The organism is Burkholderia pseudomultivorans (genome assembly GCF_001718415.1).
In the GTDB taxonomy this organism is placed as follows: Bacteria; Pseudomonadota; Gammaproteobacteria; order Burkholderiales; family Burkholderiaceae; genus Burkholderia; species Burkholderia pseudomultivorans_A.
Window position 1 is genome coordinate 2,744,809 of record NZ_CP013378.1, and the last position, 12,613, is coordinate 2,757,421.

Sequence of the window (12,613 nt, forward strand, 5' to 3'; positions counted from 1 at the left end):
CGGCACGCCGGCGAACGGCGAATTCCGATATGACGCGACGGTTCGGGATCGGGCCGTCGCGCACAGCACAGGAGCAGAAATGACCGCAGTTTTCGTGTTGCACCGTGCCGACGGCACACCGTCGTCAAGCGGGTTCGACAGGCGTGCGTTCGGCGGCAGCGATCCTTTTTCGCGGCATCGGGAGATCGCATGGGAAGGGCCCGACTCGATGGCTGCCGGGCGCATTCGTTTCGTCGGCGAACTCGACATCGCGAGTTATCCGCATATCGAAACGCTCGTGGTGGTCGAGGGCGAGCTGACGCTCGAGGCGGCCGGCGCCGCCCCGTTAGTGCTGGGGGCGGGGCAGGGGGCAGTCGTCGGCGGCGGTACCGCGCTTCGCATCGCCGCGCAATCGCCGGTGCTCCTGACGTTCTGCGCCGCCGCGTGCACGCAGCCGACCAAGCGCGGCCTCGTTCCGCTGCGCGCCGATGCCGATTTCAAGCCGTCGTCGTCGCTGCCGGCCGAGGTGTTGCTCGGCCCTGCACCGCAATGCCGCAGCGACAACGTGTTCGTCGACGACGGCGCCGAGTACTGCGCAGGCACCTGGGATTCGACGCCCTATCACCGGATCGTGCGCCCGCATCGCGTCAACGAATTCATGTTCCTGCTGGCCGGCAGCGTGCGATTCGCGTCGCCCGACGGCAGCGTGCTGTCGCTCGGCGCCGGCGACGCGCTGTTCGTACCGCGCGGTGCGCCGATCGGGTGGGAAAGCGGCGAACGCGTGGCGAAGTTCTACGTCGTGCAAAACGTCCATGCATCCACCGAACGAGACTGACATGTCCCCTCCGCTGCGCCATATAGAAACGCCCGCCACGCCGCCGGCTTCGGCCGACGTCGTCGTGATCGGCGGCGGCATCATCGGCGTCTTTACCGCCTACTACCTCGCCCGGCGCGGCGTGTCGGTCGCGCTCGTCGAGAAGGGCCGCATCGGCGCCGAGCAGTCGAGCCGCAACTGGGGCTGGTGCCGGCAGCAGAACCGCGACGCGCGCGAGTTGCCGATGGCAAGCAAGAGCATCGATCTGTGGGAGCGGTTCGCGATCGAATCCGGCGAGGACACGGGCTTTCACCGCTGCGGATTGCTGTACCTGAGCAACGACGAAGCCGAGCTGTCGCGCTGGGCCAGCTGGGGCGAGTTTGCGAAGACCGCGGGCGTGACGACGTACATGCTCGACAGCAAGCAGGCCGGCGAGCGCGGCCGCGCGACCGGGCGGCCGTGGAAAGGCGGCGTATTCTCGCCGAGCGACGGTACGGCCGACCCCGCGAAGGCCGCGCCGGCCGTGGCGGCCGCGCTGATCAAGCTCGGCGGCAGCGTCCACCAGCATTGCGCGGCGCGCGGCATCGAGCTGGAGGGCGGGCGCGTCAGCGGCGTCGTCACGGAGGCCGGCGTCATCAAGACCCGGACGGTCGTGCTCGCCGGCGGCGCATGGGCGTCGTCGTTCTGCCGCCAGCTCGGCATCCGTTTTCCGCAGGCGTCGATCAGGCAGTCGATCCTGAGCGTGTCGCCCGTCGAACATCCGCTGCCGGACGCGCTGTATACATCGGGCGTGTCGGTGACCCGCCGCAGCGACGGTCGCTATGCGCTGGCGATCAGCGGCCGCGCACGCGTGGACCTCACGCCGCAGTTTCTGCGCTTCGCGCCGCAATTCGTGCCGATGTTCGCGAAGCGCTGGCGCAATCTTCTGCCGGGCGGCCTCGAAGGGATGCGCGGCGGCCATGAAACCCTGAAGCGCTGGCGGCTCGATGCACCGACTCCGATGGAGGCGGTGCGCATTCTGGACCCGAAGCCCGACATGCCGACGGTCACTGAGACCTATCGGCGTGCGGTCGAACTGCTGCCCGAGCTTCGCGAGGCAACCATCACGCATGCCTGGGCCGGCTTCGTCGACAGCACGCCGGACGGCGTGCCGGGGATCGGCGAAGTGCCCGGCGTGCCGGGGCTGATCCTCGCGGCGGGTTTTTCGGGGCACGGCTTCGGCATCGGTCCGGGCGCCGGGCACCTGATCGCCGATCTGGCCACCGGCGCGCAACCGCTGGTCGATCCGCTGCCGTATCGACCCGGTCGTTTCGCGGATTCCGCGTGGGGCAAGGTCGCCGATTTTTAGCGTGCGGTCGCGAGGCCGAATCGGCTGCGGCGCCGGCGCGCTGCGCTTCGATCCGAAACGCGCGGCCGGTATCGATTCAAGGACACCCTGCAATGCATTCACCCGTCAATTCACCGCTTCATCGCCTGCAGCAGGCCGGAAGGCTCGATCGGTTCTTCATCGACGGCGACTGGGTCGTGCCCGACGGCAGCGACCGGTTCGCAGTCGTCTGCCCGTCCACCGAGGACACGCTCTGCGAGATTCCGCTCGGGAACGCCCGCGATGCCGACCGCGCAGTGCGGGCCGCGCGCGACGCGTTCGAGCGCTGGTCCGCGACCTCGCCGCACGAACGTGCCGCGCTGCTCGACCGCATTCATGCATTGATCCTCGAGCGCGCCGAGCTGTTCGCGATGGCGCTCGCGATGGAAATGGGGGCGCCGGTCAGCTATGCGCGCGGTGCGCATGTGCCGCTCGCGGCCGAACATATCCGTGTCGCACGCGACAACCTTGCGAGCTACCCGTTCGTCTCGCTGCGGGGGACGACCGCGATCGTCCGCGAGCCGATCGGCGTTTGCGCGCTCATCACGCCGTGGAACTGGCCGATCTATCAGATCACCGCGAAGGTCGGGCCGGCGCTCGCCGCCGGCTGCACGGTGGTGCTCAAACCCAGCGAACTGTCGCCGCTCAGTGCGCTGCTGTTTGCGGAGGTGATCGCCGATGCGGGCGTGCCCGCGGGCGTGTTCAACCTGGTGAGCGGCAGCGGCGAGACAGTGGGGGCCGCGCTTTCGTCGCATCCTGCGGTCGACATGGTGTCGATCACCGGATCGACGCGGGCCGGCGTGCTGGTTGCGCAGGCGGCGGCGCCGACCGTCAAGCGCGTCGCGCAGGAGCTCGGCGGCAAGTCGCCGAACATCGTGCTGCCCGACGCGGACCTGGCGCGCGCCATTGCGCCCGGCGTTGCCGCCGCGTTCCGGAACATGGGCCAGTCGTGCAGCGCGCCGACGCGGATGATCGTCCCGCGCGGCGCGTTGCGCCGGGTCGAGGAGCTGGCCGTCGCGGCAACGGCGCAGATGGTCGTCGGCGATCCGTTCATCGACGCGACGACGCACGGCCCGCTCGCCAACCGCGCGCAGTTCGGCCGGGTCGCGCAGATGATCGAGGCGGGCATCGGCGAGCGCGCGAAACTCGTCGTCGGCGGGCCCGGACGGCCGGCCGGTTTCGCGCGCGGCTTTTATGCGCGGCCGACGATCTTTTCCGAGGTCCGCACCGACATGACGATCGCGCAGCAGGAGATCTTCGGGCCGGTCCTGGCGATCCTTCCTTACGACAGCGTCGACGAGGCCGTCGCGATCGCGAACGATACGGTCTACGGGCTGGGTGCACATGTGCAGGGCGCCGACAGGGAACGCGCGCGCGCGGTGGCGGCGCGCATCCGTTCGGGGCAGGTGCATCTGAACTATCCGGCATGGGACCCGCAGGCGCCGTTCGGCGGCTACAAGCAGTCGGGGAACGGCCGCGAATACGGCATCGAAGGGATGGAAGAGTACATGGAGGTCAAGTCGATCCTGGGCTTCGCGGATTGAGGTTGCGGCTGCAGGGTTTGCGTCGTCGTTCGAGGTCGGTGCGAGTCACGACGAACTCGGTCGGGGCGGGCACAACGAGTCGTCTTTTTCACTCGCCCTGTCCGCCACGACAACCCGTGACAATCAACTGATCTCGCGCCCCTTCGTTTCCGGCAACAGCAGCGCGGTGATCAGCACCACCAGGTAAGCGCCGCCCGCGAACATCCCGATCGCCATGCCGAGCCCGTATCCGTGCGCGAGATACCCGACGAGACTCGGAAACAGCGCGCCGAGGCCGCGTCCGAAGTTGTACGCGAAGCCTTGCCCGTTGGCCCGCACTGCCGACGGAAACAGCTCGGTCAGGTACGCGCCCATCCCGCTGAAGATCCCCGACGCCGCGAAGCCCAGCGGGAACCCGAGGACCAGCATCTGGTCGTTGGTGAGCCGCAGCTGCGTATACGCGTAGATGGTGATGCCCGACAGCATCGCGAAGATCAGCAGGTTCGCGCGACGGCCGGCGCGGTCGGTCAGCCATGCGCCGGTGAGATAGCCGACGAACGAGCCGACGATGATGACGAGCAGATAGCCGCCGGTGCCGACCACCGACAGATGGCGCTCGGTTTTCAGGAAGGTCGGCAGCCACGTGGTCACCGCGTAGTAGCCGCCCTGCACGCCGGTACACAGCAGCGAGGTCAGCGCAGTCGTCCTGATCAGCGACGGCGAGAAGATCGTCCACATGGACGTGCGCGTGTCGCCGGCGGCCTGCTGCTTGCGCACGCGCTGGAACACCTCGGGTTCCGGTACGCCGCGGCGCATGTACAGGACCAGCAGCGCCGGCAGCGCGCCGACCCAGAACAGCGCGCGCCACGCATAGTCCTCGGGCAGCCACGAAAACAGCGCGGTATACACGATCGCCGCGATCCCCCAGCCGATCGACCAGGCGCTCTGCACGGTGCCGACCGCTCGCCCGCGAAATTCGGTGCGCACGATCTCGCCCATCAGCACCGAGCCGACGGCCCATTCCCCGCCGAAGCCGAGCCCTTGCAGCGCGCGCAGGACGAAGATCTGTTCGAAGTTCTGCGCGAAGCCGATGGCGAAGGTGCACGCGGAAAACCACAGGATCGTGGCCTGCAGGATGCGCACGCGGCCATAGCGGTCGGCCAGGATGCCGGCGATCCAGCCGCCGATCGCGGAGAACAGCAGCGTGACGGTGGCCAGCATGCCGGCCTGCGTGCTGTCGATCCCGAACAGGGTGATCAGCGTGCTGATCACGAAGGTGAACACCATGAAGTCGAGCGCGTCCATCGCCCAGCCGCCCGCCGCGGAAATGAAGGTCCGCTTTTCGGTGGCGGACATCTCGCTGTACCAGCTCATCTTGTCTCCTTGAATGACAGGGCGCTGCACCGCGGCCGCGCCGCACGGGTCACGGCTTGCGTTGCGGGAAGCCGTACAGGCGGGCCGGATTGTCGACGAGGATCCGGCGCCGGGTCGCCGCGTCGGGCGCCCACTGCGCGAGCAGATTGCGCAGATCGCCGGTATCGGGCATCCGGTCCGGTTCGAGCGACACATGCGGCCAGTCGCTGCCCCAGACCATCCGGTCGGGCGCGTCGGCGATCAGCGCCTGTGCGAACGGGGTGACGTCGTCGAAAGCCGGAAAGCGATGGCTGATCCGGTAAGCGCCGGACAGCTTGACCCAGAAGCCATGCCCGACCACCAGTTCGCGCAGCGCGGCAAAGCCCGGCGCAGCCAGTCCCGCGTCGACCGGCGTGTGGCCCATGTGATCGACGATGCCGGTGATCGGTAGCCGCGTCATGCGCGGCATCAGCTCGGGCAGCGTCTTCACGTCCATCAGGAACTGCATGTGCCAGCCGAGATCCTTGATGCGGTGCGCGAGCGTCTCCATGGCGGCGAACCCGATGCCGCCGCCGAACAGCACGTTGATGCGCAGCCCGCGAACGCCGGCTTCGTGCATGGCGTCGAGCTCGCGATCGCCGATCTCCGGCGACACCACGGCGATGCCACGCAGGCGCTGCGGATGACGGCGCAGCGCCTGCAGCATGTAGCGATTGTCGGTGCCGTGCACGCTGACCTGGACCAGCACGCCATAGGTGCAGCCGAGCGCGTCGAGCATCGCGAGATACTGCTGCTCCGACGCCGGCGGCGGCGTGTAGCTGCGCTGTTCGACCAGCGGATAGTCGGGGCCGGTCGCAATCACGTGCGCATGCGTGTCGACGGCGCCGGCCGGCATGTCGAAGACGGGCGGGGCGACGTCGGGCAAAGGCGCGGCACAGTGAAAGCCGGCGCCGGAGCGGGCGGATTCAGTCATCGTGATCTCCTCGAACGATCGGGAACGGGGCGAGCATCGCGCGGGCGCCGGACGCGCACGGCGGCGATGCGTTTGCTCGATCGGGGCGCGGCGTGGCGCGGTCTGCCGGTCGGCATGGCGTGGGCGGCGGCTCGAAGAGCGCTGGAACCGGTCGCGTCGATACGGCCTCGTGCCATACCGGGTCTCCTGTCACTTTTTTTCTGCGTGCGGCGGCTGTCCGTGCGAGCAACGGGACGCCGGCAACGGCGAACACGCCTTCCATCGCATGAAGCCTAGCGGGAACCGACGTCCGGAAACAGCGAATTAATCAATAACGGGATGTTCGCTTTTGGGAAACATGCGCGGCGACCGATGCCGCGCCGGGCGAATGCGATGCAGAAGATTGCCCGGGCCGTCGCCCGACATCATGGTTGCAAGGCGCGCCGAGCGCAAGCGCCGGGGCAAGCCCGGTAGCGAATCGACGCGGATGCGGCGCGCGCTGCGGGAGGGAGTTGGGGAAGCGATGTCAGTCGCGACCTGACCGATGCTTCACGCGGCCCGGACGGGCGACGCGGCCGACCGACTCGCCGCCCCCGCGAAGCGTTTCATCAGATAGCGCCGCACGGGCTCTTCGACGCATTTCGCGAGCACCGCCGCAGCGGCGATCGACAGGCAGCACGCAAGCGCCGCCGCGCCGACGATATGCTGCTCGCTGTTCGGCAGATAGGTGAAGACGAGCCGCCCGACCGGGTAATGAACGCAGTACAGCGGGTACGACAGCCAGCCGACGAAGGAACAGGCCCGCGCCGAAAGCGCGCCGCCCGGGCGCAGCTTCGCGCCTTGAAAGATCAGCATCGGCGCGACGAAAACCAGGATCGCGAGCGGGTAGAGGCCCTTGATCGAGGTCGGAAACAGCGTGATCAGCAGGAACGCGACGAACAGCGCGCGCGCGCTCCCGATCAGCCTGCCGGACATCCAGTACGCGTGCGGCGCGCCGTCGGAGTCGAGCATCTTGCGGATGGCGACACCGATCAGGAATCCATAGGTGACGCGAAAGAACCCGCCGACGAAGTTGTCCGCCCGCCACCCCTGATTGACGATGATCGTCAGCTTTCCTTCGTTGATGCCGATCATCATGCCGTACACGACGAACAGCGCGAGGCTCGCATAGGCGGCCTTCAGCAGCGACCTGCGGTCGAAGCGGATGGCCGCGACGAACAGCAGGCTCGCGAACATCTCGAAGAACAGCGACCATTCCGGCGGATTCAGCGGGAAATTCCCCGCGTTGCCGAGCGTCGGCACGCCGTGCGCGGACGTGCGGACGAAACTGCCGACGCTCATGTCCCCGAGATACGGCAGCAGCAGGAAATTCTCGCCGACGGCCGACACGAAGTTGCCGACGGAAAATGCGGCGGCGCCGTCGAGCTTCATCGCGTAGAGACTGATCGCGCCGATCACGAGACCGATGCAGATCATCGGGTAGAGGCGCACGAGCCGCATCTTCAGGTATTGGCCGATGCCGAGCGCGTGGTGAAGCTTGTCGCCATAGGAGTGCGTCAGGATGAAGCCGCTCAGGATGAAGAAGATGTCGACCGACAGATAAGCGCTCTGAAGCACCGGCACGCTGAGATCCTGCAGGAAGTGCATGACCATCACGCTGATGGCCGCGATGCCGCGCAGGCCGTCGAGCACTTCGTATTTCTGGTGGCGGTTCGTCATTGGCGCTGGGTGAATCCGGGAAAACGGGTGGTCGGGCTCGTCCGGGGCGGGGAATTGCCGCCGCGGCGCTGCCTACTTATTACCGGAACACGTACCCGCACGATGTGCTCCAGCACACAGTAAGCGGTTGGCGCCGCCCCGGGCACGGCCTAGGTGATTCTGCTTAGTTGAAATTTGCAACTATTGCGAACAGAATCTGTTTCACGCCCAACGCCCGACGAGGCCAGCCATGTCGAAGCCCGACCACCCGATCCTGGAATACCTGACGTTTCGTATCGACCGGCTCAGCGAACTGACGAAGGAGGCCGGCACGCAGGTGTATGAAAGCGAATTCGGCGTGTCGGTGCGCGACCTGCGCATCGTGCGGCTGGTCGCGCTCGAACCGGGGCTGACGCTGACGCGGCTGATCGAGCTGACGATGCTGGAAAAGACGCTCGTGTCGAAGATCGTCAGCGCGATGGTCAAGCGCGGCTACCTGCGCCGCGAAGTCGGCCGCGTCGACGCCCGCCAGATCAACCTGTTCCTCACGCCCGAAGGCGACGATCTCGTCAAGCGGACCTACGAGCGCGGCAACGTGCTCGAACAGGCAATGCTGGACGCGCTGCCTCCCGACGAACTGCGCGTGTTCAACCGCGTCATCGACAAGCTGACCGCCGGCCTGATCGACCATCTCGCGAAGCAGAAGCAAGCGGCGAATCCGCCGAAGCGCGTCGCCTGACAGGCGGCGCGCCCGTTGAGCCGGTCCGTTTCCGCTCGAGCGCGCCGCAACCGATAAACAAGTTAGGACTGCGTTATGAAGGGCGGCGCGCCTTGCGCGTCGCGCGCCTCGATCCAGCAGGGGACCCCATGTCGGAAAAATCGCAAGCAAGACGCGGCTGGCGCGTCGTCGGTCTGCTGTTTCTGTTCATGATGATCAATTACGCGGACAAGTCGGTGCTCGGCTTCGTCGCGCTGCCGATGATGCGCGACATGCAGCTCAGTCCGACGCAGTTCGGCCTGCTCGGCAGCGCGTTCTATCTGCTGTATTCGGTGGCGGGCGTGACGGGCGGCGTGCTGACGCGCTACGTCAAGGCCCGGTGGATCCTGCTGCTGCTCGCGCTGATCTGGGCGGCCGTCCAGTTTCCGATGGCGACGCCGGTGGGGTTCGGCACGCTGCTCGTCTGCCGGGTGCTGCTCGGTGCGGGCGAGGGGCCCGCTTACCCGGTCGCGCTGCATGCGGTCTACAAATGGTTCGACGATCACAAGCGCAGCGTGCCGACCTCGATCGTCCAGACCGGCGCGCCGCTCGGCGTCGTGGTGGCCGCGCCGGCGCTGACCGCGCTGATGGAACGCTATTCGTGGCGCGCGTCGTTCGTCGCGCTCGGCATCGTCGGCCTGGTCTGGGCCGCGATGTGGCTGCTGTGGGGCGAAGAAGGGCGCGGCGACCGGCGCGAGCGCCGCGCCGTCGATGCGGCCGGGCACGTCGGCGTGTTGCCCTATCGTCGTCTGCTGCTCGATCCGACCGTCGTCGTCGTGACGGTGCAATGGTTTCTCGCGGCGCTGATCGCGGCCATCGGCCTGACCTGGGGGCCGGTCTACCTGAACTCGGTGCTTGGTTACGGCACGAAGGAGATCGGCTGGATCTTCGCGATCCAGGTCGCCGCGCAGGTGCCGCTGGGACTCGCGATCAACGCGCTGTCGCAGTCGATGATCGGTCGCGGCGTGACGACGCGCGTCGCGCGCGGCGTCTTCTGCAGCCTGTGCTGCGCGGTCGGTGCGATCACGTATCTGGTGCTGCTGACGCATGCGGCGCCGGTCGCGAAGGTTGCATGGCTGACGATCGGCGGCGCGTTCGTGATGCAGGTCAATGCGTTCGGGCCGCAGATCATCGCCGAGATGACGCCCGAGTCGCAGCGCGGCACGGTGATCGCCGTGGCGGTGTCGATCGCGTCGACGGCCGGCGTGCTCGGGCCGCTCATGCTCGGCGGCGTGATGGATGCGATGGGCGGACTCAATCGCGATTCCGGCGCGTTTGCGTTCGTGTACGGCGGGATCGGCACCGCATTGCTGGTCGCGGCCGTGCTGGGCTTCGCGCTGCTCGACCCGGCCCGCTCGAAGCGGCGTCTCGCCGCGCTGGAACGCGCCGGCGCGGCTCGCCCGCGATCCGGCGCGGCCGCGTGAGCGTGCGCCGGGCGCGCAGTGTCGTCGTGCGGCCCGCATGACGAACGCGATACCGGTTTTCTCGTGCAATCCGCGCCGTCCGGCGCGCTCTCTGGATCATCATGGATACGACTGAATCGGTCAACGAACTCAGCGCCGCGCGCTTGATCGACGGCTATCGCCGCAAGGCGCTTTCGCCCGTCGAGGTCACGCAGGCGGTATTGGCGCGCATCGCCGACTGGGAACCGCTGATCCGCGCGACCTACGCGCTCGATGCCGACGGTGCGCTCGCGATGGCGCGCGCATCGGAGGCGCGCTGGATGCGCGGCGAGCCCGCCGGCCCGCTCGACGGCGTGCCGGTCACGCTCAAGGAGAACATCGCGACGCGCGGCGTGCCGGTGCCGCTCGGCTGCGCCGCGACCGAGCTGGTTCCCGCCGCGGAGGATTCGCCGCCCGCGGCGCGCCTGCGCAAAGCCGGCGCGGTATTCGTCAGCAAGACGACGATGCCGGACTTCGGCCTGCTCGGCGCCGCGGTGTCGAGTTTTCATCCGCTCACGCGCAATCCGTGGGACCTGCGCCGCAATACCGGCGGATCGAGTTCGGGCGCGGGCGCGGCCGCCGCGGCAGGCTACGGGCCGCTGCACCTGGGCACCGACATCGGCGGCTCGGTGCGGATCCCCGCTGCGTTTTGCGGCGTATTCGGCTTCAAGCCGAGCTTCGGCCGCGTACCGGTCGACATGCCGTATCCGGGCCGCGTGACGGGACCGCTGACGCGCACCGTGCGCGATGCGGCGCTGGCGATGCAGACGATCGCGCTGCCGGACGCGCGCGATCACATGAGCCTGCCGTATCAGCCGATCGACTGGCTGAACCTCGAGCGCGACGTGAAGGGCCTGCGCATCGGCCTGTGGCTCGAGCCGGGCAACGGCGTGCGCGTCGCGCCCGACGTGCGTGCGTCGATCGAGCGGGCGGCGGCGGCGTTCGAGGCGGCCGGCGCGACCGTCGTGCCGGTGCAGCCGTGGATTTCGCCGGGCACGCTGCTCGCCGTCGCACGCTTCTGGGCCGCGCGCCTGCGCGGCACGCTGGCGGCATTGCCCGAGGCGCGGCGCGCGAAGGTCGCGGAATTCGTGCGGCGCCGCGCGCTGGCCGATGCCGGCGCAACGGGCGACGAAGTCTACGACGCGTACGCGAAGATGCTCGCGCTGCGCGAACGAACCCTCGCCGCGACGCGCGACTTCGACTACGTACTGTCGCCGACTTTCCCGCAGCCGCCTTTCGACGCCGAGGCCACGCATCTCGACATGGACGGGCTGCATCCGATCGAGCAGGTCGTGTTCACGATCGTCTTCAACATGTCCGAGCAGCCGGCCGCATCGATCAACTGCGGTTATACGGCCGACGGCTTGCCGATCGGGCTGCAGATCGTCGGGCGGCGCTTCGACGATCACGGCGTGCTGCAAATCGCGCAGCGCTGGGAGGACATGGGTCCGGCCCGGCGTGCGTGGCCGGAACCGGCGGCGGCGCGCTCGACCGTGTAGACGCCGGGTTGCGCGGCCCGATGTGGTCGTCGCGCGCCTGCGTCGACGACGACATCGCGCTACCCGGCTCGCGCCGCGCGCGCACTCATGCGCGGCCGGCCGGCGGCGATTCCTCGGGCATTTCCGTATAGCGCGTCGGATACACGCCGATGTATTCGCGAAAACTGCGGCTGAAGTTGGCGACGTCGCTGAAGCCCACCCTGGCGGCGATCTGCGTGACGGTCAGCCTGCGCTCGTCGAGCAGCCGGCACGCATACGCGAAGCGCGTGCGCTGGCACACGTCGCGAAACGTCTGTCCCTGCTTGCCGAGATAGCGATTCAGCGTTCGCACGGTCACGTTCATGGCCGCCGCGACGTCCTCGCGCGTCAAGCGGAAATCCTTGCTCTGCGTGAGCATCATTTCGATCAGCGCCACCACGTCGTCCGCGTCGGCCGGCATGCGCGAGCGCGCTTCGCACTGCGCCTCCGCGCGCTCCTTTGCGAGCCGGTTCGCCATCGGCAGCGGCCGGTCGAGCAGCGACGCAGCAAGCATCACGGTCACGCCCGGCGTGCCGCGGCTGCCGAAGCGATAGCGCGCGAGGCGGCGCCCCAGATAGCGATGGACCTCGGCGGGTTCATCCGTCGACAGGTGAATGTCGTAATCGTCGTTGTCCGCGCCGACGAGGCCGTCGATCTGGACTTGGAACGATGCGGCCAGCGCTTCGACGAAGTACTGCAGCGTGCGGCCGCGCATCGCGACGGTGGGCGTGAACGTGATTTCCGCGCAGCCCGCGCGTCGGGCGTAGCGCATCGTCACGACCGGCAGGATCAGGTGGTAATAGCGCGCGGCGAGCCGCACCAGTTCATCGAGCGTGCTGCTGCTGAGCAGCGCGTAGCCGAGCGCGCCGTGCCCGGTCAGCCGTGCGCGCTGGCCGAGCCGGAGCCCGAGATGCGCGCAGCCGCTGACGTCGCTGGCCGTCTCGATCAGGCAGTCGAGCTGCGCAAGCGTGAGCGTGCCGTTCGGATCGCGAAGCATCCGCAGGTCGAGCCCCGATCGCTCGGTGAAATCGCGAAGATCCGGCAGGTGTTCGACGACGATCTGCGCAAGTCCCGAATAGTAATGACCGGGCAAGCGGTAGAGGGGTGTTCGCACGACGTGGCTCCCGAAGTTCGCGCGCGCAGGCGCTGTCCTGATTCGACAACGTAGTGTCCCATTCGAACAAGGGCAGGACAACCGGGGTTGACCATCAT

At 68.2% G+C, this 12,613-nt stretch carries 10 protein-coding genes; 6 read left to right on the forward strand and 4 right to left on the reverse strand.

Going from position 1 to position 12,613, the window contains the following annotated elements; translation table 11 throughout:
- Positions 1-79: 79 nt before the first annotated feature.
- The 3 genes from WS57_RS24990 to WS57_RS25000 all read left to right on the forward strand — a co-directional run bounded on the left by WS57_RS24990 (position 80) and on the right by WS57_RS25000 (position 3,703).
- Positions 80-814 (forward strand): cupin domain-containing protein, encoded by a 735-nt coding sequence (locus WS57_RS24990; protein ID WP_069244963.1) that lies wholly within the window; start codon positions 80-82, stop codon positions 812-814.
- Between the two features lies 1 nt (position 815).
- Positions 816-2,141: an NAD(P)/FAD-dependent oxidoreductase gene (locus WS57_RS24995; RefSeq protein ID WP_009692253.1), complete on the forward strand. Its 1,326-nt coding sequence runs from the start codon at positions 816-818 to the stop codon at positions 2,139-2,141.
- Positions 2,142-2,233: 92 nt separating this feature from the next.
- Complete coding sequence (locus tag WS57_RS25000) at positions 2,234-3,703, forward strand: aldehyde dehydrogenase family protein (protein WP_069244964.1); 1,470 nt, start codon at positions 2,234-2,236, stop codon at positions 3,701-3,703.
- A 123-nt stretch (positions 3,704-3,826) separates the two neighbouring features.
- On the opposite strand, the gene WS57_RS25005 is transcribed toward WS57_RS25000, so the two are convergent.
- The 3 genes from WS57_RS25005 to WS57_RS25015 all read right to left on the reverse strand — a co-directional run bounded on the left by WS57_RS25005 (position 3,827) and on the right by WS57_RS25015 (position 7,706).
- Positions 3,827-5,056: an MFS transporter gene (locus tag WS57_RS25005; RefSeq protein WP_059518426.1), complete on the reverse strand. Its 1,230-nt coding sequence runs from the start codon at positions 5,054-5,056 to the stop codon at positions 3,827-3,829.
- Between the two features lie 49 nt (positions 5,057-5,105).
- On the reverse strand, positions 5,106-6,008 hold the full coding sequence (locus WS57_RS25010) for an amidohydrolase family protein (RefSeq protein WP_059518424.1): 903 nt from the start codon (positions 6,006-6,008) through the stop codon (positions 5,106-5,108).
- Between the two features lie 528 nt (positions 6,009-6,536).
- Positions 6,537-7,706 (reverse strand): acyltransferase family protein, encoded by a 1,170-nt coding sequence (locus WS57_RS25015; protein ID WP_009692259.1) that lies wholly within the window; start codon positions 7,704-7,706, stop codon positions 6,537-6,539.
- Positions 7,707-7,935: 229 nt separating this feature from the next.
- Between WS57_RS25015 and WS57_RS25020 the strand changes: the two genes are divergently transcribed.
- From WS57_RS25020 to WS57_RS25030, 3 genes are all read left to right on the forward strand, one after another.
- Positions 7,936-8,424, forward strand: coding sequence for a MarR family winged helix-turn-helix transcriptional regulator (locus WS57_RS25020; protein ID WP_009692260.1), 489 nt, complete (start codon positions 7,936-7,938; stop codon positions 8,422-8,424).
- A 128-nt stretch (positions 8,425-8,552) separates the two neighbouring features.
- The gene (locus WS57_RS25025) at positions 8,553-9,866 is read left to right on the forward strand and encodes an MFS transporter (RefSeq protein WP_069244965.1); all 1,314 of its coding nucleotides are present in this window, start codon (positions 8,553-8,555) and stop codon (positions 9,864-9,866) included.
- Positions 9,867-9,967: 101 nt separating this feature from the next.
- Positions 9,968-11,383 (forward strand): amidase, encoded by a 1,416-nt coding sequence (locus tag WS57_RS25030; RefSeq protein WP_069244966.1) that lies wholly within the window; start codon positions 9,968-9,970, stop codon positions 11,381-11,383.
- A gap of 85 nt (positions 11,384-11,468) precedes the next feature.
- Here the strand turns inward: WS57_RS25030 and WS57_RS25035 are convergent, their stop codons facing one another.
- Positions 11,469-12,515: an AraC family transcriptional regulator gene (locus WS57_RS25035; protein WP_069244967.1), complete on the reverse strand. Its 1,047-nt coding sequence runs from the start codon at positions 12,513-12,515 to the stop codon at positions 11,469-11,471.
- Positions 12,516-12,613 lie beyond the last annotated feature (98 nt).

Bases quoted from the DNA above. Each gene is read 5' to 3' on its own strand.
- WS57_RS24990 (WP_069244963.1), top strand. From the start codon at position 80: ATGACCGCAGTTTTCGTGTTGCACCGTGCCGACGGCACACCGTCGTCA.
- WS57_RS24995 (WP_009692253.1), top strand. From the start codon at position 816: ATGTCCCCTCCGCTGCGCCATATAGAAACGCCCGCCACGCCGCCGGCT.
- WS57_RS25000 (WP_069244964.1), top strand. From the start codon at position 2,234: ATGCATTCACCCGTCAATTCACCGCTTCATCGCCTGCAGCAGGCCGGA.
- WS57_RS25005 (WP_059518426.1), bottom strand. From the start codon at position 5,056: ATGAGCTGGTACAGCGAGATGTCCGCCACCGAAAAGCGGACCTTCATT.
- WS57_RS25010 (WP_059518424.1), bottom strand. From the start codon at position 6,008: ATGACTGAATCCGCCCGCTCCGGCGCCGGCTTTCACTGTGCCGCGCCT.
- WS57_RS25015 (WP_009692259.1), bottom strand. From the start codon at position 7,706: ATGACGAACCGCCACCAGAAATACGAAGTGCTCGACGGCCTGCGCGGC.
- WS57_RS25020 (WP_009692260.1), top strand. From the start codon at position 7,936: ATGTCGAAGCCCGACCACCCGATCCTGGAATACCTGACGTTTCGTATC.
- WS57_RS25025 (WP_069244965.1), top strand. From the start codon at position 8,553: ATGTCGGAAAAATCGCAAGCAAGACGCGGCTGGCGCGTCGTCGGTCTG.
- WS57_RS25030 (WP_069244966.1), top strand. From the start codon at position 9,968: ATGGATACGACTGAATCGGTCAACGAACTCAGCGCCGCGCGCTTGATC.